General features: G+C 42.7%; 16 protein-coding genes. 1 reads left to right on the top strand and 15 read right to left on the bottom strand.

The features are described 5' to 3' along the window. Nucleotides 1-409: 409 nt before the first annotated feature. The 3 genes from ACVPON_RS07540 to ACVPON_RS07530 all read right to left on the bottom strand — a co-directional run bounded on the left by ACVPON_RS07540 (nucleotide 410) and on the right by ACVPON_RS07530 (nucleotide 5,031). Complete coding sequence (locus tag ACVPON_RS07540; protein ID WP_462877781.1) at nucleotides 410-3,121, bottom strand: G5 domain-containing protein; 2,712 nt, start codon at nucleotides 3,119-3,121, stop codon at nucleotides 410-412. A gap of 502 nt (nucleotides 3,122-3,623) precedes the next feature. Beyond that, on the bottom strand, nucleotides 3,624-4,307 hold the full coding sequence (locus ACVPON_RS07535; RefSeq protein WP_462877779.1) for a DUF4956 domain-containing protein: 684 nt from the start codon (nucleotides 4,305-4,307) through the stop codon (nucleotides 3,624-3,626). After that, on the bottom strand, nucleotides 4,288-5,031 hold the full coding sequence (locus ACVPON_RS07530) for a polyphosphate polymerase domain-containing protein (protein ID WP_462877777.1): 744 nt from the start codon (nucleotides 5,029-5,031) through the stop codon (nucleotides 4,288-4,290). Before ACVPON_RS07530 ends, ACVPON_RS07535 begins: the two co-directional genes overlap by 20 nt. A 157-nt stretch (nucleotides 5,032-5,188) precedes the next feature. On the opposite strand from ACVPON_RS07530, the gene ACVPON_RS07525 reads away from it, so the two are divergent. After that, nucleotides 5,189-5,491: a hypothetical protein gene (locus ACVPON_RS07525; RefSeq protein WP_462877775.1), complete on the top strand. Its 303-nt coding sequence runs from the start codon at nucleotides 5,189-5,191 to the stop codon at nucleotides 5,489-5,491. A 151-nt stretch (nucleotides 5,492-5,642) separates the two neighbouring features. On the opposite strand, the gene pheT is transcribed toward ACVPON_RS07525, so the two are convergent. From pheT to ACVPON_RS07465, 12 genes are all read right to left on the bottom strand, one after another. Continuing rightward, nucleotides 5,643-8,045, bottom strand: coding sequence for a phenylalanine--tRNA ligase subunit beta (pheT, locus tag ACVPON_RS07520; protein WP_462877772.1), 2,403 nt, complete (start codon nucleotides 8,043-8,045; stop codon nucleotides 5,643-5,645). A 9-nt stretch (nucleotides 8,046-8,054) separates the two neighbouring features. Next, nucleotides 8,055-8,573, bottom strand: a complete 519-nt coding sequence (locus ACVPON_RS07515) for a GNAT family N-acetyltransferase (protein WP_462877770.1) — start codon at nucleotides 8,571-8,573, stop codon at nucleotides 8,055-8,057. A 13-nt stretch (nucleotides 8,574-8,586) separates the two neighbouring features. After that, nucleotides 8,587-9,633, bottom strand: coding sequence for a phenylalanine--tRNA ligase subunit alpha (gene pheS / locus ACVPON_RS07510; protein ID WP_462877768.1), 1,047 nt, complete (start codon nucleotides 9,631-9,633; stop codon nucleotides 8,587-8,589). A gap of 1,207 nt (nucleotides 9,634-10,840) precedes the next feature. Further along, on the bottom strand, nucleotides 10,841-12,565 hold the full coding sequence (locus tag ACVPON_RS07505) for a glycoside hydrolase family 3 protein (RefSeq protein WP_462877766.1): 1,725 nt from the start codon (nucleotides 12,563-12,565) through the stop codon (nucleotides 10,841-10,843). Nucleotides 12,566-13,798: 1,233 nt separating this feature from the next. Then, entirely contained in the window at nucleotides 13,799-14,593 is a 795-nt protein-coding gene (locus ACVPON_RS07500) for an HAD family hydrolase (protein WP_462877765.1), read from the bottom strand. A gap of 2 nt (nucleotides 14,594-14,595) precedes the next feature. After that, on the bottom strand, nucleotides 14,596-15,435 hold the full coding sequence (locus ACVPON_RS07495; protein ID WP_462877764.1) for an SDR family oxidoreductase: 840 nt from the start codon (nucleotides 15,433-15,435) through the stop codon (nucleotides 14,596-14,598). A gap of 18 nt (nucleotides 15,436-15,453) precedes the next feature. Further along, nucleotides 15,454-16,548 carry a mannonate dehydratase gene (gene uxuA / locus ACVPON_RS07490; RefSeq protein WP_462877763.1) on the bottom strand — a complete coding sequence of 365 codons (1,095 nt, stop codon included), beginning with the start codon at nucleotides 16,546-16,548 and terminating at the stop codon, nucleotides 15,454-15,456. Between the two features lie 12 nt (nucleotides 16,549-16,560). Beyond that, entirely contained in the window at nucleotides 16,561-17,961 is a 1,401-nt protein-coding gene (gene uxaC, locus ACVPON_RS07485) for a glucuronate isomerase (RefSeq protein WP_462877762.1), read from the bottom strand. A 1-nt stretch (nucleotide 17,962) separates the two neighbouring features. Beyond that, nucleotides 17,963-18,583 (bottom strand): bifunctional 4-hydroxy-2-oxoglutarate aldolase/2-dehydro-3-deoxy-phosphogluconate aldolase, encoded by a 621-nt coding sequence (locus ACVPON_RS07480; RefSeq protein ID WP_462877761.1) that lies wholly within the window; start codon nucleotides 18,581-18,583, stop codon nucleotides 17,963-17,965. 127 nt (nucleotides 18,584-18,710) lie between these two features. Next, nucleotides 18,711-19,433: a FadR/GntR family transcriptional regulator gene (locus ACVPON_RS07475; protein ID WP_462877760.1), complete on the bottom strand. Its 723-nt coding sequence runs from the start codon at nucleotides 19,431-19,433 to the stop codon at nucleotides 18,711-18,713. A gap of 228 nt (nucleotides 19,434-19,661) precedes the next feature. Then, nucleotides 19,662-21,461: a beta-glucuronidase gene (uidA, locus tag ACVPON_RS07470; RefSeq protein WP_462877759.1), complete on the bottom strand. Its 1,800-nt coding sequence runs from the start codon at nucleotides 21,459-21,461 to the stop codon at nucleotides 19,662-19,664. Between the two features lie 21 nt (nucleotides 21,462-21,482). Further along, nucleotides 21,483-22,511, bottom strand: a complete 1,029-nt coding sequence (locus ACVPON_RS07465; protein WP_462877758.1) for a PfkB family carbohydrate kinase — start codon at nucleotides 22,509-22,511, stop codon at nucleotides 21,483-21,485. Between the last annotated feature and the right edge of the window lie 29 nt (nucleotides 22,512-22,540).

Raw genomic sequence — 22,540 nt, 5'->3', positions numbered from 1 at the left:
CATACTTCAGCAAAAGTAATACTCAATAAAAATCAAAAGGATACTTCGTCAACTTGTCTTGGTGAACGCTAGTTCTACCTTCGGCTTCGTTTCCTCATTTCCAACCTTGCCCACTTCGCTCTCAAATTTCTAGGCTCAGGCTGAAACAGTCCGCCGAACTGTTTCACTCTTCCAGATGATTGGAACTCACTTTGCCCTACTCTACGATTGTTACTGACTATCGTCAGTATGATTTCCAACCTTCAACAGTCCTTAGACTGTTGAAGCAGCCTGCAGCTCCTTGCCCAGTACTAAAAGTAAACAAAAGAACTGTAACCTAGCTTGATATTTTTGTTTACAGAAATATAAGAAGTCGTAAAAAAGAGGAAGAGAACCTAATCTCAACCTCTCACTTTATTCCCTTAGAGGGTTATTTTCTGCGTTTTTTCACCACTAGACCTGTCAGACCTATTAGAGCGACACCGATAGCTGATAACATGCTTGGTGCTGCATTGGTTTTTGGCAACACCTTTCTCGGTTTGACCTGTTCTTGTTTTGGTGATTCGTCTTTCTGCTCGTTCTGACCCTGTTGTTCAGGGCTTGTATTCCGTCCATTTTGACCTAATTGCCCAGGGCTTGTGTTCCGTCCGCTTTGACCTGATTGTCCAGAGCTTGTATTCCGTCCGCTTTGACCTGATTGTCCAGGACTTGTGTTTCGTCCGCTTTGACCTGATTGTCCTGGGCTTGTATTCCGTCCATTTTGACCCGGTTGGGTAGGGTTTGTATTCCGTCCATTTTGACCCGGTTGGGCAGACATTTTATTGTCAGCTTCTTTGGTCCCAATTTCCACTACTTCATTAGTAGCAGGGGTTGTCACCATATCTGAGACTAGCTTACGGGAGAGGATTTGATTTCCTTTCATTTGCACTTCTTCGACAATAGTACGGACACCTGCCCTACCTTTTATAATAATCCGTTTCTCACCCTTTGGTAAATTAGGATTTTCTCGGGTAATAGTTTGGAATGGTACTGCCTCCTTACGTGTTTCACGATGAGTGATTACCTTAACAATAGGCTTGGCAGGTACAAGCGGGGTTAAGGGTTTGCTGGATAGGCTCCGATACAAGTCATTGAATTTCTTCTGATTTGGGTAAATATCCCTCCTCAAAAAGGCATCAAAATCCCCATTCTTACCACCTGTATCTAGGGAAGCATAAGGAGCGTGGAACATTTCTTTAATCAATTTCTTTAATTCTTGATTATCTGGATATTTCTGACGTTTCTGCTCTAAGTCCCGAGCAATGTATTCCATCTCTCCATAGTGAAGAGCATCGTATAAGCGACTTAGGCGACCAGAAAGTTGCATCTGTGTTAGATTGGTATCTTTTTCAGGATTCAACCTCTCAAAAGGATCCAGATAAATCTCTAAGGCATGTCCAACTGCTTGCCAAACCTCCATTTGACCCTGATATAGGTCCTCATCTTTTACTTCCGGTAACTGCTTAATCGCCTTTAAGAAAGCCTTGGCTTTTTGAAGATCTTCTTTTCCTAGATTCTTCAGAGATTGGATATTGGCTTTCTTAGCTACCAGTAAAACATGATCCAACTGTCCCTCAGACTGCAATTCTTCTAATTGCCCCTTGAAATCAGCCTTTTGCTCCTGACTTAAGTAAGCTAGCTGGTCAATCTCCTTGCTGATGCCTGCTCTCTTTTGGAAAAGAGCCTTATTGATCGTCGCCTTCATATCCGCTTCTGCCAAGATACTGTCAATCTCTGCCTCTGTTCCTGCCTGCTCTAGTCTATTTAAATAACCTGTACGTTGACCTGGATAGAGATACTCTTTCTTGGTCAAGGTATCCTTAGCCTTTGCTCTTTTCGCCTCAACCTGCTGACGAGTCACCACATATTGTGCTACCTCTTTCTTAATTGCCTCGACTTCTTCTACCGTACTTGCAGCTTTTACCCTAGTGAGGTAACCATTTTTGACGCTGTTAGGCAATTCCTGCATTTTTGAAATTTCTGCTATCGCTTGTTTCTTTGCTGCCTCTAATTTGGCTTGCTCTTCCTTGGCTTTTTTCTCTGCTTCCTCCTCAGCCTTTTGTTCTGCTGATAGTTGCTGCGCAAGGGATTGGATGTTTGCAATGCTTTTAGTTGGATCCTCCGCCAAACGCTTCAGTTGCTCGAACCTATTAGGACTAAAGACCGCCTCTAGTGATGAAACATAATAAGAACGAGCTTGTGCATAATCTTTTTCGACCTGTGCTTTAAAGTCTGCTAAGGTCTTGCTCACCCCAGTCTCTAGCTGACTTTTAATCATCACAGGATCTTTTTCTTGAGCTATGGAAGTAAAATAATCCATAGCAAATTGCTCCTTGTAGTACTTTTCTTTATCTTTATCCGTCGGATACTTCGTCAATTCCTCGACTTTTTGATAGAGATCATTGAGCTCTGCTTTCAGATGAGTAGTTACGTATTGCCTTGCTTCCTGCTTAATGGTCTCAACTTCTTCTACGCTGCTTGCAGCACTTACCCTAGTGAGGTAGCCATTTTTTACATCGTCTGGTAATTCCTGCATTTGAGAAATTTCTGTTGTCGCTTGCTGCTTTGCTGCCTCTAATTTTGCTTGTTCTTCTTTCGCTTTTCTGGCAGCTTCCTCCTCAGCCTTTTGTTCTGCTGATAGTTGCACAGCAAAGGTTTGGATGTTTGCAATGCTTTTAGTTGGATCCTCCGCAAAACGTTTAATCTGCTCAAACTTATCAGGGTTAAAACTTACCTTTATCACTGAAAGATAATGATCACGAGCTTGTGCATAATCCTCTTCGACCTGTGCTTTAAAGTCTGCTAAGGTCTTGTTCACCCCAGCCTCTAGCTGACTTTTAATCACCACAGGATCTCCCCCTTGGGCTATGGAGGTGAAATAGTTCATGGCGAACTGCTCCTTGTAGTAATTCTCCCGATCTAGGTTTTTTGCATAGGTCGTCAATTCCTCAACCTTTTGATAGAGAGCATTGAGCTCTGCTTTTAGTTGTGCATCTTGTTGTTGGACTTCTACACCCGGATTTGCTTGCTCAGCTTGAGCAACATACGGCGCTACTGATACTAAGGTTGCTGCTGTCGCTGCTGCATACAATTGTTTCTTCATATAAATAATACCTTTCTAACCAGTATGACTGGTCTAAATCAAGTCATGAAGTCATTATATATCAAAAAAGAAACAGTGACAAATCTCCCTAAAATATCATTATAAATACAAAAAGCGAACTTTTCCTATTTTTTAGTTCTATACAAGCATTAAAAACAATTTGAATGTCCTATTTTTTCAAAATAAAAATATAAAAGACGAACTTTACGTCAACATCTGTAGATTATCTATCGCATCACTTTATAAAATACAGACAAAACACAGAAAGCCTTTACCTCGTCTACAAATAATACTCTTTAAAAATCAAAAGGATCCTTCATCAACTTGCCTTGGTAAAGGATCGTTCTCCCTTCTGCTTCGATTGTAAGGAAATGAGCGGTGCTACTCTCATTTCCAACCTTTCACCATTCTTAATTGTGAAAGCTAGTCTACTTTTGATTTTTAGTGAGTATAAAGAACAAAAAAATCCCCAGAATCATCTGGAGAATGTAAACTGGAATGATTATAAGTATTTTTTCTTAGGCACTTGCTTGTAAAGGCTCACTGAAGCAGGGTTTGCCACAAGCAAACAATCCAATAGCTGTTTATCTGTCATCTTGCTTTCTAGTAATAGCAGGTATTCCAAGACCAGGATATCCTTTTTAGCCTTATACTGAACAGATAGCAATTCCACCTGCCGACAGACCTTGCCCAATTCCTGCTCAATAAACTCTTGATCATCACCATCCTTTCCAACACTCATCAAAAGATAACGACGGTCTTGATCGACTTGTGCAAAGCGAGTGTGTTCCAAAATGAAGATCATAAGTCCCAAGATAAGGGTGACGATGATTGCAAGTGCCAGATGTCCCATCCCTGTCGCCAATCCGATGGCTGTCGCCATAAAGATTGCTAGAAGTTCCTTGGAAGTTCCTGCTGCTGAGCGAAAGCGAATCAAACTGAAAGTCCCTGCCACTGCAACACTAGTCCCCAGACTGCCATTGGTCAAGAAGATAATAACCGCAATGAGACTGGGAAGCAGGCTTAGGGTTACGACAAATTCCTTGGTGTAACTAGCTTTATACTTATAAATCCCAGCCAAGACCAAACCTAGAATAAGACTAACCGTCAAGCTCAATCCAAGCTGTGCAATGCTCACATTGACTGTACTACTGGTAAAAATACTACTAAATAACTGCGTTTCCATGATGCTCACCTCCCCTATTTTCTTGAGTTAAACGATAGGCATTTCCGTATTTTGAAAAAGATTGCTTTTCAATCTGATATTTTTCAAGCAATTCCACTAGCCAAATGGGTTGCTTCTCTGGCACCTTGACTTCCATAATGACCTTGTTGGGATCAAGCAGGTGCTTGCCAAATTTTCCTTTCCTCACATCTACATAGTCAGCGCGATAGAGCAAATGTTGATCCACAGTCACGCGCACCTTCTTATCTTCTTTTCCCTTGAAAGACACACGGTCATAGGATATATACATCTTGGGCTTGATTGTCCCATAGCGTTCCCTTAGAGCAAGTAGTTTTGAGGTTACCTTTTCATCTGTAATGGTCTGATCCGCCAAGCCTTTTTCCACGTAATTCATGACTGCAGGCGGAGTTGAAGTCAGGCGGTACTTGAAGCCAATTTTATTTTCTTTTTGTTTAATTTCTAAAAACGCCTGACTATTTTCGTTCGGATTCGTATCATAGACCCGCATTCTCACCTTTTCCCGACCATATTTCTTGGCAATGGCATCCTGAATCATCTCAAAACGATCATTATCGAAATAGATATTGGTAATAGTAGACTGAGCATAGTCATCAGCTACCATATGCTTTTTTAATTCCAGCTCCAGTAGGGCAAATACCTTCTTGTCCACAATATATTTGGATTCCTTGCGTTTAAACTGTTTTTGTACGATTCTTGTATTCATCTGCTGCTCCCTTTATCATTGATGAAAATAGTGTAACGGAAGAACATGAAAGAAAACTGAAAATTTCATTAAAAAAATCTTAAACAGAATAGTTGGGCTCTACTAACAAATATGGTATAGTCAAGTAAGACCTTAACTCGAGAATGGAGAATAGACGATGTATGAATTTTGCTTAGAGTATGGGTGTTTTCCTGTCAAGAAAATGGATGACTTTGCCAGCCACCGTACAGAAATCCCTGATTTTCTAAAAAACGACCCTGCCTTGATTGCTCAATTAGAACACATCAACGAACTCTTTCATGAATTATTTCTCACCATCGAATGTAGATTTGACTATATCGGCAAGCAATTTCCTGAGAAAATTGCGGCCATCCATATCCTGTATGAGGATATCGCAGCCCAGCTCCTTGCCAAATATGGCGAGACAGAGCAGATTCAGATTGAATTATTTTTACTCTAATACCATAAAAAACTTGGTTTCACCCAAGTTTTTTTGTTTCATCTAATACTCAATAAAAATTGAAAAAGGGGAGAACGTAAGGAGTATTACCAGATCTTCTAGGTCTGCTATAGCTATTCTAGCTTTAGCTAGTTACAGCACACTCACTATATTATCGAATTTCTGCACCTATCTGACCGAGAGCTGAAGTTATTTTTTCCATATACTTCGCAACCTCTTCATCAGTGAGGCTATCTTGCGGATTTTGGAAGGTAAGATTATAAGCCATTGATTTTTTGCCTGGCTCAATATTGCTACCAGTGTAAATATCAAAGAGGCTGACCTTCGTAAGACGTTTGACATTGGCAGCTTCAATAGCATCCAGAATCGCCTGATGCTGGGTATGCTGATCTACCAGGAGGGCAATGTCACGGCTAACAGCTGGGAATTTAGAAATCTCAGTAAAGGGTTGAACCGGCTGAAGAGCTGCCTCTATGGCATCTACATTTACCTCTGCCACGTAAGTTTCTGGAATCCCATATTCTTTCGCCAGTTGTGGATGGACCTGTCCAACAAACCCAATCACTTGACCATCTAGCTCGATCTGGGCAGTCCGTCCTGGATGAAGGGCTGCAAGGTCACTCGTTGGTACATAATGCACTTCAAGCGAATATTTAGCAAATAGGGCTTCGACAATTCCCTTGGCATGAAAGAAATCAACCGGAACTGCCGCTGTTTGGAAGTCTTGCTCTGCCACAAGACCTGTAAGAACAAGGGCAAATTTCGTGATTTCTTGCGGAAGTTCTTCTTTCGGATTTCCTGACTGCTCAAAGACTTTTCCGATTTCATACAGAGCCAAATCCTTATTTTTACGGGCTACATTGTAGGCAACCGTATCAAGCATGCCTGAAATCATATTTTGACGCAGGGCAGAGCGGTCCACTGTCATTGGCCACATGAGTTCTGTAACTGTTGTAGGTCTGAGGCTAAACTCAACAGCCTTTTCGGGAGTTGTCAATGCGTAGGTAATGGTCTCGCTCAAGCCTGCTCCCTCGGCTAGTGTCCGAATGTGGCGACGGAGTTGCTGGCTGATTGTCAATTCACCTGCTGCTCCCTCCTCTTTTGGTAGGGTCGTTGGTAGCTTGTCGTATCCATAAATCCGGGCAATTTCTTCCACCAAGTCTGCTGGAATACGAAGATCCCAACGGCGACATGGGACTTGAACAGTGAAACTTACCTCATCGCCTGCAATCTCCATACCTAGACGGTGGAAAATCGCTTCAATATCGCTATAGACAAGGCTCGTCCCCAAGGTACGATTGACATAGCTTAAATGGGCAGAAACAGGAACCGGACTAGTCTTTACTTCTCCAGCAGAAACAAGACCTGCTAACACCTGACCTCCTGCTAGATCTGCAATCATGCTTGCGGCTGCATCTAGCGCTACTGTGGTATCTTCTATGTTAATCCCTTTTTCAAAACGAGAAGACGATTCAGAACGAAGATTCAAGCGACTAGAGGTTTTACGGATGGATTTTCCATCAAAAAGAGCTGCTTCTAAGACGATGTTTTTAGACTGGTTATCGATCTCTGTCGCTGCACCCCCCATGACACCACCGAGGGCAACCGCCTTATCCGCAACGGAGATGACAATATCATCTGCTAGCAATGTGCGTTCCACCTCATCTAAGGTCACCAGGCTTTCTCCGTCCCGTGCATCACGCGCCACAATCGTCTGATCTTCAAATTTATCCAAGTCAAAAGCATGCATTGGTTGTCCAAAATAAAGGAGGATATAGTTGGTTACATCAACCACATTGTTAATTGGACGAATCCCCGCATTCATCAAGAGGTTTTGCAACCACTGAGGACTTGGTGCAATGGTCACATTTTCAATCACGCGTGCATGATAGGCAGCTACTTTCTGGGACTCAATAGCTACCTCAATCACATCGCTAGCCTTCTTCTCTACTTCTACTAGAGGAAAGTCCTTAAACTGAACTGCCTTATCATAGATTGCTGCGACCTCATGAGCCACCCCACGCATGGAAAGGGCATCCGCACGATTCGGTGTAATCGATAGTTCAATCACTTCATCATCTAAGTCAAGGTAAGGAAAAACATCCCTGCCATTGACTGCATCTTCTGGCAAAATCTGAATCCCATCAGCATATTCCTTTGGAACAACTGAATCCGAAATCCCTAGCTCTCCGAGCGAACAGATCATGCCGAGCGATTCCAAGCCACGGATTTTCCCTTTTTTAATCTTGTAATTGCCTGCAATGCGAGCTCCAGGGAGTGCCACCATGACCTTGATGCCCGCTCGAACATTCGGTGCCCCACAGACGATTTGGCGTGGTGCTTCTTCGCCCACATCTACTTGACAGACATGGAGATGGGTATCTGGGACATCTTCACAAGAGAGAACCTCTCCGACTACAATTTTAGACAACCCAGCTGCCGCAGCGGTCACTCCTTCTACCTCAATCCCTGTCGTAGACATTTTTTCAGCCAAGTCCTTGCTCGACACCTCAATATCCACCAATTCTTTTAACCACTTATAACTTACTAACATCTTACTTCCTCATTTTTCTTCCCTTATCTGCTTTTTCAAAAGCCAGTCAATATCTACTGTTTCTCCTGTCACATACTCGTGTTGACTAAAGCGCTCAAAGCCATACTTAAAGTAAAATTGCTGTGCCTTAAAATTCCTCTCCCAAACTCCTAACCAAGCCCATGTAAAACCGGCTTTTCTAGCCTGCTCTAGGGCAAATTCAAATAAGGCTTTACCAAGACCGTAGCCATGATGGGATTTCAAGACATAGAGCCGTTGGATTTCAAAAGCATCTTCCAATTCATGCTCAGTCTGAGCCTGACCCCAATTCACTTTCAAAAAGCCAACAGGCTGACCTTCATGGACCACAAAATAATGAGCAGATTCTGGATTTTGCCACTCTTTTTCCAAGGTTTCAAGAGCTAAATCATGGGTGTAGAAATATTCCAAATCTGCTTCCTTAATCCATTCTCCAAAGGTCTCTCGAAAAGTTTGCATGGCCATTTCCCTAAGTAAAGAGAGATCTTTTTTCTCGATTTCAACAATCATCTAAAGCCCCCTCTTATTTGAACTGCTCAGAAAAGCGAATGTCCCCTTGATAGAAGCCACGAATATCATTGATACCGTAACGGAGCATGGCTATCCGTTCCTGACCGAGACCAAAGGCAAAACCAGAATATTCAGCCGAATCAATTCCGCTCATTTCAAGGACATGGGGGTGTACCATTCCTGCCCCTAAGATTTCAATCCAGCCTGTTTTCTTACAGACATTACAGCCTTCACCACCACACTTAAAGCAGGATACATCAACCTCAACTGATGGCTCTGTAAATGGGAAATAAGAGGGACGAAGGCGAATCTGACGATCTGCACCAAACATCTTCTTGATGATCATCTCAAGGGTACCTTTTAAGTCACCCATGGAGACATTTTTTCCAACAACCAATCCCTCAATCTGGTGGAATTGGTGGCTGTGAGTGGCATCATCCGTATCCCTACGGAACACCCGCCCCGGAGAAATCATCTTGAGGGCACCTTTTGAGAAATCATGTTGATCCATGGTCCGTGCCTGAACTGGACTAGTATGGGTCCGCATCAAGATTTCTTCTGTGATATAAAAGGTATCTTGCATGTCACGGGCAGGATGATCTTTTGGTAGGTTCATCCGCTCAAAGTTGTAGTAGTCCTTTTCTACCTCAAAACCATCGACAATCTGAAAGCCCATCCCTAAGAAAATATCTTCAATTTCCTCACTAGTCTGGGTCAGGACATGACGATAGCCCTGTTTGATAGCACGCCCCGGCAGGGTCACATCGACTGATTCCTGTGCTAATTGAGCCTTTATTTTTTCAGCTTCAACCAGCGTTGCAGTTTCTTCAAAAGCCCTCGTCAAGACATCACGGACTTCATTTACCTGCTTTCCGATAATCGGCTTCATTTCATTCGATAAATCTTTCAAGCCTTTCAACAAATCGGTCAAGGAGCCTTTTTTCCCGAGTACAGCGACCCGCAAATCCTGCAAATCCTTAGCATTTTCATGGCGAATAGTTTGCAACTTTTCAAGCGTTGACTGTTTTAGTTCAGCTAATTGTTGTTCAATTGTTGACATAGTTCCTCCAAAATAAAAACGCATGACCACACCCAATCGGAGCGTTGTCACGCGGTACCATCCGTTTTCATTTGCATTCCTGCAAACCTTCATTTTTAAGTCCTTGCACGAGTGAATTCGACCTACTTTCACCGAATGAGCTTCCAGTCACGGCTCATCTCCCTAGACAGTTTCCCTAGATGTACTAGTCTCGTAGACTTCTATTTAATTACTTCCATTCTAGCAAAAATAGCAAAATTTGGCAATACCATAGGAATTTGAAAATTCCTTTGTTTATAGAGGCTGAAATAGTCAGAGAAGTTCGCATCTGTTCGTTTAACCCAAACCTAAAAACTGGAAAGCGAGGTTAAATCTCATTGCTTGCAAGCCAACCTGCTTCGATTGTCTATTTTTTCTAGGAGTTGCTTCAACAGTCTCTTTCAGACTGGTGAAGGTTGGAAATAAAACGAGTGAAACACGTGTCAAACGCTCTCGTATCTTATGCAACTGAGTTCGGACTAAAAATGCTAGAAAAAAGATGAATCGTATCGATTACCAGAGTAATCTTCTCCGATTCCCTATTTTTCTTTCCATTTTCTTCACGTCCTCACATCTTAATTGAACACGCCCTAAACTCTGTGTAAAAAAGATAAACTTTGGCTAGACGCAAGCGTCTTCGCAAAGTTTCCTATTTTTACGTTGAGTTCTTAACGGGCTTTATATCTTGGTGTAATTGAACTCGGGCTAAAAGCTCGGAAAAAAGAGAGACCTCCTCGTGTTCATCGAACACATCGTCAGTCTTCTATTTTTCGTTCGCTTTTTATACGCTCTCGTATCTTGGTGTAATTGAACTCGATCTAAGCACTGTGTGAAAAAGATAGGCAGCTGTTTTGGCTTTAGCCGATTACAGCTGAGAATCCCTTTAGGGATAAATCCTCCTAGCTCCAAAGGTATGGCATACCTTTGGAGGGGGAATAGGAATTTGCAAAGCAAATTCTTACTAAACTCTTCGTCGTATTTCCTATTTTGCTGTAGCCGTTGCGAACTTTGTTCGCTTACGGATACGGATGCCCTTGGTACACTTTGTGCTTTTAACGCTCTCGTATCTTATTGTAATTGAACTCGAGCTAAGCACTGTGTGAAAAAGATAAATCCTCCTAGAAGCTGACGCTTCTTCGTCGTATTTCCTATTTTCACTTTGTGCTTTTAACGCTCTCGTATCTTAATTTTACAATTTCGCTTGCCATTTTTTAGCCCAGACGTGTTCGTTTGGAACACCGTGGAAAGGGGTTTTTCCTTCTAATTTATCAACGAGGGCTTCGAGGGTATTAGGATTATGGTGATAGGCATTGATGGCTGTTTTGACCATGGTTGCATCGTGCAAATGAGTTGTATAATTGAGCGATACAAAGATCGTTGGCACTTCATGCACATACCACGGTACTTCATTGGACATGGCTGTTTTCCATTGAATTCGGTAGTTATTCTGTGCGCCGTAACCAACGACATTGGCTACTGTCAAAGCCAAATCCACCTCATCTCTATACTTTAAGGTAGCACCCTTAATCCGGGTAGTTCCATCATTGACCGTGACTTCATAACCCCTGCGCTCCAAAATCTCCTTGAGATTATCTACAACTTCATTGCTCGCATCCATAATCCCTCCTTTTTCACCTTCAAGGTAATAAAGGCGAATACGGCGGTGGGTTTCTGGGCTAATGGGCAAGTTTTCTTGGGTATCTTTCAAGAGGGTAATTGACTTATCTGCTGCTTCTTTCTGCCAAGCTACATGCTCCTCACAGCCAATCACATCTAGCTCTTCGGCAGTTTTTAAGAGCTTACCTTGCGCCTGTTTCACATGAAGATTTAGTTTTGCTTTTAGACCTAAAATTCGACGAACCGCATCATTCAAGCGTTCCTCAGAAATAATGCCCTTACGATAACCGTTGAGCATAAAGTGAAAATCTTCTTCCATGTTATTAAAGAATAAGAACATGTCGCAACCAGCAGCAATGGCTCTCGGTACGTAATCTTCCCTGCGCATAGCAGCTGTCATGCCCAACATATGGCTAGCATCTGTAATCACTAAGCCATTGAAATCAAGATGGGTCTTCAATAGTCCATCTATCAATTCGGGTGCCAAGGTTGCAGGTAGAATATCCTCATCTTTTAGATTTGGATTGAGCTGTTGCTGATAGTATGGAAGCGCAATATGCCCTGCCATAATCATCTCTACACCACGCTCAATATGATGACGATAGACCTGACCAAAAGAAGCCTCCCATGCTTCTTTAGAGAGTTCGTTCACACCGAGCACCAAGTGTTGGTCACGCTCTTCTGTCCCATCACCAGGGAAATGCTTGATACACTGGATCACCTCTCGCTCTGCTGTCAGACCATCTAAATAGGCACTCGTATAACGGATCACATCTTCAGCATTTGTCCCATAAGCACGGGTATTGACAATGGTATTGCGCCAGTTTTCCAAAATATCCACACAGGGGTCAAAATTGACATTGACACCGAGTGCTGTCTCTTCCCGGGCAGATACCAAACCCGCCAAATAGGGAACACGGGTATCACGACTTGCCTCTGATTGTGCCCCAGAAGAAATATAGGTTCCACCTTTGACTGCACCATCTCCACCAGAATCACAGTTCGCTGCTACCAAGAGCGGTACCTTGGAATAGGTCTGTAATTCATTGATTAACCCCTGTACCTGCTCTGGACTACCATTCATATAGCGTGCGCCGCCAATATGATATTTCTCAATAATTTCTTTGTTGGTTAGGGTATTTCCACTAAAGGCATCACCACCAAAGAAGAAGAGATTGACAAACAACTGTCCGATTTTCTCCTCATCTGATAGTTCTGCAAGCGTTCTTTCTACCCAATCAATCTGATCCTTATTTAAATTGTAGGGTTTTTTACTTAAATCAACTAATGTTGCCATTTGAAACCTCTTCCTATCTGCAGTCAAAACTGCTTATATTTACTATTTGAAACTTTCTATCGTTTTTAGTTTACAGTTATATACGAAAAAGCTAGTTTTTCCTAGCTCCAAAGAGATAGTATACCTTTGGAGGTTGGAAAATGAAGGTTGGAACTTATGTACAAAATCTCTTTAGGGGCTGAAACATGCTACTAGAGCTTTTCACTCGTCAGATTTCCGATTTTGCTGTAGCCGTTGCGAACTTTGTTCGCTTACAGATACGGAAGAAACGATCCAGTGGAGAGTTTCTTCTCTTGGTACACTTTGAGTTTTTCACGGGCTTGGTATCGTATGTAATTGAACTCGCCCTAAACTCTGTGTAAAAAAGATAAACTTTGGCTAGACGCAAGCGTCTTCGCAAAGTTTCCTATTTTTACGTTGAGTTCTTAACGGGCTTGGTATCGTATGTAATTGAACTCGCCCTAAACTCTGTGCGAAAAAGATAGGCAAGCTGTTTTGGCTTTAGCCGATTACAGCTGAGAATCCCTTTAGGGATAAATCCTCCTAGCTCCAAAGGTATGGCATACCTTTGGAGGTGGGGAATAGGAATTTGCAAAGCAAATTCTTACTAAACTCTTCGTCGTATTTCCTATTTTGCTGTAGCCGTTGCGAACTTTGTTCGCTTACGGATACGGATGCCCTTGGTACACTTTGAGTTTTTAACGGGCTCGGTATCTTGGTGTAATTGAACTCGATCTAAGCACTGTGTGAAAAAGATAGGCAGCTGTTTTGGCTTTAGCCGATTACAGCTGAGAATCCCTCTAGGGATAAATCCTCCTAGGAATAGGAATTTGCAAAGCAAATTCTTACTAAACTCTTCGTCGTATTTCCTATTTTGCTGTAGCCGTTGCGAACTTTGTTCGCTTACGGATACGGATGCCCTTGGTACACTTTGTGCTTTTAACGCTCTCGTATCTTATTGTAATTGAACTCGAGCTAAGCACTGTGTGAAAAAGATAGGCAGCTGTTCTAGCTTTAGCCGATTACAGCTGAGAATCCCTTTAGGGATAAATCCTCCTAGAAGCTGACGCTTCTTCGTCGTATTTCCTATTTTCACTTTGTGCTTTTAACGCTCTCGTATCTTATGTAATTGAACTCGGGCTAAAAGCTCGGAAAAAAGAGAGACCTCCTCGTGTTCATCGAACACATCGTCAGTCTTCTATTTTTCGTTCGCTTTTTATACGCTCTCGTATCTTATTTTAAATTCTTCCAAAATTGGTCTGCTAATTCTTCTTCTGCTTCCTTTGTCCATTCCTTATCCAAGAAGCGCTGGCTATAGGTTTGGAGTAGCTGTTCCCATGAAGTCTTTTCTTGTCCAACCAAAATGGGATAAAAAGGTACATCGTTTTGCTCTGCTGCTCTCAAATCTCCCGGTGAATCACCTATCATCAACATCTGATGATGCTGATAGCCTGCTTCTACTAAGCTAGCAAGCACAGCTTCTTTTTTCCCCCGGTCTTGACAATAAAGATCATCTACAAACTCTAGTAAACCTTGATCCTGCCATTCTTCTAGTACAGCCTCTTTATTGGCTGAAGAAACAACAAAGACCTTTCCTTTTGTTTTTAGGAAAGCGAGGGTCTCTCGCACTCCTTCAAATGCAAGAACCTCACCATCATAGTCTTTAATGGACTGATTGACCTGCAATGACCAGTCTAGTGCCTTACGCAAGTCTTCTGACGGATTAGCTTCCAAAGCCTCTTTTAAGGAAGCATTGGACAAGGAGGGCGTTGTTGCAACCCATGCCTCTAATTGCTCAATCCCCTTGACACCCGCAAATTTCAGACCAGTCACCAAACCAACAAAACGGTTGATTCCACGTGTTTTTGAGTAGAGGTTGACCCGATTCCATTCGTCCAAAAAACGGTCTCTATCGGAAATTGCAAACACATCTGCAGCCAAGGGGCCAAAAAACAATTGGTGTTTATAGGTCATCGTATCCATGGCACAGCCATCTGAGTCAATACAAAATACATACTCTGTTTTCATACTTATACCCCGGAATAGGCTGAAAAACCGCCATCAATAGGGAGGACTACTCCATTGACAAAACTTGCTAATTTCTCATCTGCTAAAAAGAAGACGCCACCGACCAATTCTTCAGCTTCACCGAATCGTCCCATAGGGGTATTGGTCAAAATTTTAGTAGCGCGTGCTGTGGGGGTTCCTGCTTCATCAAAGAGCAAACTGCGATTTTGATTGGTAACCAAAAAACCTGGTGCAATTGCATTACAACGAATACCAACCTTAGAAAAGTGTACAGCCAACCACTGAGTGAAGTTACTAATCGCTGCCTTAGCACCAGAGTAAGCTGGAATTTTTGTCAGAGGCGTAAAGGCATTCATACTAGAAATATTGATAATAGTTGCCCCTTTACGTCCCACCATATCCTGAGCAAAAACCTGAGTAGGAAGCAAGGTTCCAAGATAGTTCAAGTTAAAGACAAAATTGATTCCTCCCTCATCCAAATCAAAGAAGGTCTTGGTCTCACTTGGTAAGTCCAATTCATGAAATTCATTATCTGTTGTTGCCTTAGGATTGTTTCCTCCTGCACCATTGATCAAAATGTCTGCCGGACCAAAATCTGCTAGCACCCGCTCACGTACTTCTTCTAAATTTTCCTTGGATAAAACGTTTGAAGTATAGGCTTTTGCTATGCCGCCTGCTGCTTCAATCTCATCGACAAAGACTTGTGCTGCTGCTTCATTCAAATCAAGAAGTGCAACTTTCGCACCTGCTTTCGCAAATTCTTTTGCCAAATAGCCACAGAGGACGCCACCGGCACCTGTAATCACCACAACCTTATCCTTAAATTCAATCACTTTTGTCATCTGTCCTTCTCCCTTCGTTTATTTTTGTCCAACTGTCTTTTTTTGAATCCCAAAATCTGGCACCTTACCAACTGCCCTCATGTTTGCTTCGTACAGCCCATTAAAATAGGTTGCCCCCAATGCTCGGTCATAGAGACCATATCCCGGTGTCTTGATTTGATCTCCCCAAATCCTACGCCCGTGATCCGGACGTAATGCCCCCTGCCAGTCATAATCCACGAGTAATTTTACAATTCCATTCATATCAATATCGCCTGCTTGTGAGAGATGGGCAGTTTCTTGGAATCCCCAGTCTCCTGCCGTCACATTACGCGTGTGCATAAAATGAATACGGTTGCGCTTCAAGGCATATTCTGTCATGGCAAGGACATCATTTGTGGGATCAGAAGCATAAGAACCTACACACATCGTGATACCATTGCTTGGTGAATCGTATAAATCAAGGAAGCGCTCCACGGCTGCCTGACCAGTAATAATCCTTGGAAGACCAAAGATTCCATACGGTGGGTCATCTGGATGGATCGCCATTTTCACACCTGCTGCTTCTGCGGTCGGCATAATCGCTTGAATAAAGTAGGCAAGATTTTTCCATAAGTCCTCTTCAGAGATATGCTGACGATAGTTTTCGATGATTGCCTTCATTTCATCTTTAGAATAAGACGAATCCCAGCCCGGCAGATTCAAATCATCTGCCACAGGATCAACGCCTGCCAAGTCTTTTTTCAAAAAGGCAAGTGAAGTCGAGCCATCAGGAAGAGGGTGGTGTAAATCAGAACGGGTCCAATCAAAGACTGGCATAAAATTATAACAGACAACTGGAATCCCAGCGAGACCAACATTTTGAATAGACGTCTTATAATGTTCAATTAACTCGTCACGATTGGGCTTGCCTTGTTTGATATCTTCATGTACTGGGATGGATTCGAGCACAGTGATTTCAAGACCAGCTTCCTCGACCATTTTTTTCAACTCTAGTAGTTTTTCCAAAGGCCAGACCTGACCAACTGGAACATCATAAACTGCTGTGACAATGCCCTGCATACCCGGGATTGCTTTGATTTCTGCTAGGGTTACAGGATCATTTTTCCCATACCAACGAAAAGACATTTTCATCTCATTACCTCATTATTTCTCAAAAAATTGTTTCGCATTGTGGTAAGAAATAGCTTCTACCACCTGTCCTAAAGCCTGATAATCTTCTGGCACTTCCTCATCTACTATCCATTGCCCGACATACGATGCCAAGATTCTTCTAAAGTAATCATGTCGCTGATAGGACAAAAAACTTCGGGAATCCGTCAACATACCGACAAAATTCGCTAACATCCCCTGCTCTGCATAGGCATTCATCTGCTCTAGCATACCGAGTTTCGTATCGTTAAACCACCACCCTGCTCCAAATTGTAATTGGTTCTTTATTCCTTTTTCATTCGCTTGAAAATTAGCCAAGGTATTAGCAAGTGCGATATTATAGGTCGGGTTTAGGTTGTACCAAATCATTTTTGGCAGGCAGTCTGTCTGCACTAGATGGTCTAACAATTGATTCAATTGACTGGTCAAACTGGCTTGATCACCCATTGAGTCCACTCCAACATCTGCCCCAAGACGCTGGAATAAGCCCGTATGGTTATTCCGCAAAGCTCCAAAATGCACTTGGGTGACAAAACCATGCTGCTTGTAGAGACTGCACAAGGCAACAAAAACCGCAGTCTGCCATTTTCGGATAGCTAAGGCATTCGGTATTTCACCTGCTAAGCTAGCCTGCAACAAGTCATCCAATTCTTCCTTACTCGCTTCTTCAAAGCAAATCTCTGTAAAACTAATATCACTTGCCACACAGCCTACTTGGGCAAAATAAGCAACTCGTTCCCCCAAGCTAGCTACTAAACGGTCAAAAGAATCGATTCGACGATTTGTTTTTGCTTCTAGACGGTGTATAAAATTTTGGAAATTCCGATGTTCAATAAAGGCTTCATCTGGTCGGAAGGTCGGCGCTACAACCGTCTCAAAACTCTCATCAGCTGCTAAGCGTTTATGCCATTCTAGATCATCTAGGGGATGATCAGTTGTACCGATAAAGGCAACCTTTGCATCCTTAATCAGCTTCCTAGGACTGATTTGTTTCTCTTGCAAAAAGGCATTTAAGCGTCCATAAAGCTCTTGGGCATTCTCCTGCGTCAAGGCTTCTTCTACTCCAAAAACCTGCTTCAATTCCAAATGACTCCAATGGTAGAGCGGATTGCCATAGGCCTTACTAATCGTTTTGATCCAGGCTTTAAACTTGGTTAACTTAGGTGCATTTCCCGTAATCTCTTCTTCTGATATTCCATTAGCACGCATCAGACGCCATTTATAGTGGTCTCCCCCTAACCATAAGTCCACGATATTATCGTAGATGCGATCCTCATAAATTTCTTTCGGATCTAGGTGGCAATGAAAATCATAAATCGGTAAGTCTTTCATTCGATCATACAGGCGATGAGCAGGTTGGTTTTTCAACATAAAAGAGGCATCATTAAATGTCATATCATTCCTCCACTGCTTTTACAAAAGACCGGGCAATCTCTGTTACGCTCCCATAACCTGCTTCAGCTACCTGACTAGCAAGGGCTGAACCAATCCCAACCGCACAGGCACCTGCCTTTTTCCAAGCTGCCACATTTGCAACAGAAACTCCCCCAGACGGCATCAAGTTAACTTCAGGAATCGGACCATGTATATCCTTAATAAAATTCGGACCTAAGACCCCACCAGGGAAAAGTTTGATAATCGGACACCCCACTGTTTGGGCAGATACAATCTCCGTTGCTGTTGCACACCCCGGAAAGTACAGAACCCCATGTTCTGCTGCTAATGTTTGGATTGCTTCTGAGAAGTGTGGACTGACCAAGAATCTAGCTCCTGCATCGATAGCTTTCTGAGCCAAATCCGTTGACATGACGGTCCCAGCCCCCACTATGACGGATAAATCATCTGAGAACTCTTGGCTCAAACAATGAATCACCTCTGCCGCATTGGGAGTCGAAAAAGTAATTTCAATATTTTTTATTCCACCCAAAATCGCATGTCGAGCAATCTCAAGTGCGTCATTCTCATCTTTTCCACGAATGACCGCAAAAAAGTAATTCTCTTTTAACTGTTGTAACATATTTTCTCCCTTCTTCAGAAAACGCTATCACTATAGTTACAGTATATAATTCATCTGATGAATTGTCAAGAAAAAACCACAAAAAAAGAAGATAGGCTCCCAAGAAATTCTTGAGATCCTATCTTCTTTACTCATTTTCTTTTGGATTCAATCCATGAATCGTTAGATCTTTATCAAACCATTCCGTTAAAACACTTTGCCTAACAGCAACTATATGGGCTAGCATGCTGTCATAAGCTGCCAATGGGTGACGTTGTTTAATAGCTGCCAAGATATTGCGATGGGCTTTGAGACTATCTGATTTCATCTGACGATTTGTATAATTTTCATTGATCAGATGAATAGACTGGGTGATCACAGGCAAGAGACTCATCATCGCAATATTGCCACTCATCTCTGCTAGCATACTATGAAACTGCACATCCAGTTCCAAGTGAGCATCGTCCCCGCGATGAACAGCATCTTCAATCGCATAGACGATTTCTTCCAACCGTGCAATTTCCTCGTCCGAAGCAAACTGAGCCACCCTCTCTGCAATCCGTGGTTCCAAAAGATAGCGCAATTCAAACAAATCTGTCGTTAATTTGATGCGATCTCGAACCAAGGAAAAACCTAACGGATCCTCAGAAACCCCTTTCTTGGAGCTAATATAGGTCCCTGAACCCTGACGCACCTCCAAGATATTACGTGTTGCTAAGCTCCGGACTGCTTCGCGAATCGTTGAACGTCCCACTTCCAAATCCTGAGCCAACTCATATTCATTGGGTAGTTTGTCCCCGACAGCATAGCCACGTTCCAAAATCAACTCTACTAAGCGATCCGCCGTTTTTTCAACCAAAGGTCTTGACATTCCTATTCCTCCTTAAGACTGGATAAAATCCCCACCTTATTCCCTTTACAGTTTAAACAGTCTGATGTATCTATCGTGATGATTACTCCCAGCTCCAATCAGCAAAACCAAGGAGTATTGACCTTATAAACGATGGATACATCTCCATACAAACCATCTCAATCTTGCGGGGGAAGACAACGAAATCAAGACATCATTTACCGATTTCTGTCCCACTCCCATTATAGCTTATTTTGACTTATAATGGTAGTTAGGAATGGCTTTCCAGCGTTTTTTAAATGCACGAACGACTTGTTTTGGTTCACGAGTTCGCAAGAAGAGTCCCTTGTGATTTCCCTTGACCCGAATCAGCATGACATTGGTCTCAAAATCCGCAAAATTCCAGACCTGCTCACCTACTAAATTCGGAATTGTATCAAAGACACGATGGCTCATGTCATAGTAGTCTACTTGATAACCTTCCGTATAAGGAATGTCCCACATTGAATGCAAACCTGGCAAGGTGTCTGCCCCGTATTCGGTGATTAGAATTGGCTTATCAGGATACAGGTTCTGCCACTGTTGCAATTCTTCTCTCAGCCCCTGTTCCCCTTTTTTCAAGTCCCCATGATGTACATACCAACCATAGTAACGATTTAAGGAAATTACATCAACCAAGTCCATGACCTCATCCTTATCAGGTGTCGCCATCATAATATTGACCAATGTAACCGGACGATGCTGGGGATCGGTCTCCCTCATACGCTCAATCAATGGTTTGAAATAAGCCCTTGCACCTGTTTCATGACTAGCGGGCTCGTTTGCCACGACCCACATCACAACGGATGGGTGATTCTTATCCCGCCGAATCAGCTCATCGATGACCTCTTCATGGGCTGCTTTTGTCTGCATGACCTCCCAGGTATTCTGCTGCTTTCCATCTCCTCCTATGAGCTCCAAGCTCGCACTAAATTGTTGGAACAAGCCCACTGCTGGGACCTCATCAATCACGACTACTCCCATGCGGTCTGCCAAGCGCATCATCTCTTCAGAGTATGGATAGTGAGAGGTCCTAAAGGAATTTGCACCGATATCCTTTAATAAATTCAAGTCCATGAGATTGGCTGCTTCATTCAAGCCACGCCCATTGATATACGTATCCTCATGTTTACCAAATCCCTTGAAATAAAAGGGCTTGTGATTGATAAAAAATTGTCCATTTTTAACATCAACGCTGCGAATACCGAAAGGTTCTGTATAGGTATCGAGTAAGTCATCTCCTTGCCACAATTCTACACGCGCTGTATAGAGATAGGCATCTAAGACCTCCCAGAGGCGAGGCTGTTTCAGAGTGATTTTTCCTTTTTCTAGTTTGCCAACCAGTTGGTTTTCTTCATCGAAAATGTAGATGCGGATTGCGTCCATTACTCCCACCGTCTCTACTGTAACCTCTACACACGCTTCTGCTAAATCCGCTGATAACTGACTATTAATCACAATATCTCGGATATGGTTTTTAGGACGTGTACAGAGATGGACATTGCGGTGGATACCGGCATAATTATAAAAATCAAAGTTTTCTATCACTTTTTTACGAACCGAGCCATCTTCTTGGACTTCTTCGACATAATTTCCAACCGGCAAGGTTCTATCATTTAATTCATTATTGACACAAACAGTCAGCCGAACTCTTTCATCCTGATAGAATTCTACTGGAAGGACGAACTCAAACGGTGTAAACCCGCCCCTATGCTCCCCAAGCATACGTCCGTTCACGTAAACAGTCGCATGGTGGGTCACAGACCCAAAGCGTAGAACTAATTCTTCCTGACTTCCCACTTTCGGTATGATACAATCTGTTTCATACCAACTATCACCAATATAGGAGCGTTTTGCCTTGTCTACTACCACATCATTGAAAGAGGTCGGTACAACCATCACTTCGGTAGTTTTTAGAATCGTTTGTGGATCATGACTGCCTTGCCGGAAGCGCCAAATGCCATTTAAAGTCTGAACTGCTCTTGTTTTTGTCTGGATTGGATATAACATTATCTACCTTCTTTCTAAGTTTTACCGTTTTATCTCATAAGAATCATGTGCTAATAGGCGTTCCATATCTGATGGCGCTATCACATTGACATCTCCTTCAATCGTATGCTTAAAGACAAAGCTCGCCATCGCCATCTCTAATACTTCCTGGCTAGCTAGCCTATTGACATACCCATGGATAAGCCCTGCTGTAAAGGCGTCTCCCGTTCCAACCCTATCTAACACTTGAATAGTCTCTTTACCTGTCTCATATAGCTTTCCTCCTTGGTATAAAAAGGCCTTGAGGCGGTATTCATTCGAAACTCCCATTTCCCTCTGAGTAAAGGCGATCGCTTCAAGCTGATAGTGTTCCTCGATCGTCTCTAACACACTTAACAGGGCTTTTCGATCTTCATAAGGACGCACTAAGGGCAAGACATCTTTTACATCACGTCCCTGCTCATCTAGCAGGAGGATTGGCTCTAAGCCAATACAGATATCTGCTAGTTGCACCAAGGGAGATAACCGTTCCCTTGCTTCTTGGAACGAATCCCACAGACTGGATCGATAATTCAAATCCAAGGATACCTTGACCCCCTTTGTTCTGGCTAAAGCCATCAAGCGGTAGGTCAAGTCATAAGTTTCCTTGGTCAGCGCTGCTGTAATCCCACTCACATGGAACCAGTCCGCCTGCTCAAACACATATTCTAGAGGATAGTCTTCATAGCATGACCGAGAAAAAACCGAAAAATCCCGATCATAGATAACCTGACTAGCTCGGATAGAAAAGCCTTTCTGATAATAATAAAGCCCCAAACGCCCTGCCCTTTTGATCATAAAATCCTGACAAATTTGGCGGGCAAACAAGAAGCCCTCAACCATCTTTCCTAATGTATTATCTGGAATAGCCGTGATCAAGGACGTCTGATGCCCCAGTTGTGCTAATGTCGCTAGAACATTTAATTCGGATCCCCCAAATTGGTATTCCAAGTAACTAGCCTGAAGCATGGTCTGATAGTTTGGAGGAGATAAACGTAGCAATATCTCTCCTAACCCTACTATTTTTTTCATTTTTTCTCCTCCTATAAGAATAGGTGAAG

It is taken from the genome of Streptococcus sp. 1F3 (assembly GCF_054968985.1).
Note: the sequence above shows the minus strand (reverse complement) of the source record. Positions and strands in the feature narration are given on the sequence as shown.

Excerpts from the sequence above, each read along its gene's own strand:
- ACVPON_RS07525 (WP_462877775.1), top strand. The coding sequence starts at position 5,189 with ATGTATGAATTTTGCTTAGAGTATGGGTGTTTTCCTGTCAAGAAAATG.
- ACVPON_RS07475 (WP_462877760.1), bottom strand. The coding sequence starts at position 19,433 with ATGTCAAGACCTTTGGTTGAAAAAACGGCGGATCGCTTAGTAGAGTTG.
- pheS (WP_462877768.1), bottom strand. The coding sequence starts at position 9,633 with ATGTCAACAATTGAACAACAATTAGCTGAACTAAAACAGTCAACGCTT.
- ACVPON_RS07530 (WP_462877777.1), bottom strand. The coding sequence starts at position 5,031 with ATGAATACAAGAATCGTACAAAAACAGTTTAAACGCAAGGAATCCAAA.
- ACVPON_RS07535 (WP_462877779.1), bottom strand. The coding sequence starts at position 4,307 with ATGGAAACGCAGTTATTTAGTAGTATTTTTACCAGTAGTACAGTCAAT.
- uxuA (WP_462877763.1), bottom strand. The coding sequence starts at position 16,548 with ATGAAAATGTCTTTTCGTTGGTATGGGAAAAATGATCCTGTAACCCTA.
- ACVPON_RS07505 (WP_462877766.1), bottom strand. The coding sequence starts at position 12,565 with ATGGCAACATTAGTTGATTTAAGTAAAAAACCCTACAATTTAAATAAG.
- uxaC (WP_462877762.1), bottom strand. The coding sequence starts at position 17,961 with ATGACATTTAATGATGCCTCTTTTATGTTGAAAAACCAACCTGCTCAT.
- uidA (WP_462877759.1), bottom strand. The coding sequence starts at position 21,461 with ATGTTATATCCAATCCAGACAAAAACAAGAGCAGTTCAGACTTTAAAT.
- ACVPON_RS07480 (WP_462877761.1), bottom strand. The coding sequence starts at position 18,583 with ATGTTACAACAGTTAAAAGAGAATTACTTTTTTGCGGTCATTCGTGGA.
- ACVPON_RS07495 (WP_462877764.1), bottom strand. The coding sequence starts at position 15,435 with ATGACAAAAGTGATTGAATTTAAGGATAAGGTTGTGGTGATTACAGGT.
- ACVPON_RS07540 (WP_462877781.1), bottom strand. The coding sequence starts at position 3,121 with ATGAAGAAACAATTGTATGCAGCAGCGACAGCAGCAACCTTAGTATCA.
- ACVPON_RS07465 (WP_462877758.1), bottom strand. The coding sequence starts at position 22,511 with ATGAAAAAAATAGTAGGGTTAGGAGAGATATTGCTACGTTTATCTCCT.
- ACVPON_RS07515 (WP_462877770.1), bottom strand. The coding sequence starts at position 8,573 with ATGATTGTTGAAATCGAGAAAAAAGATCTCTCTTTACTTAGGGAAATG.
- pheT (WP_462877772.1), bottom strand. The coding sequence starts at position 8,045 with ATGTTAGTAAGTTATAAGTGGTTAAAAGAATTGGTGGATATTGAGGTG.
- ACVPON_RS07500 (WP_462877765.1), bottom strand. The coding sequence starts at position 14,593 with ATGAAAACAGAGTATGTATTTTGTATTGACTCAGATGGCTGTGCCATG.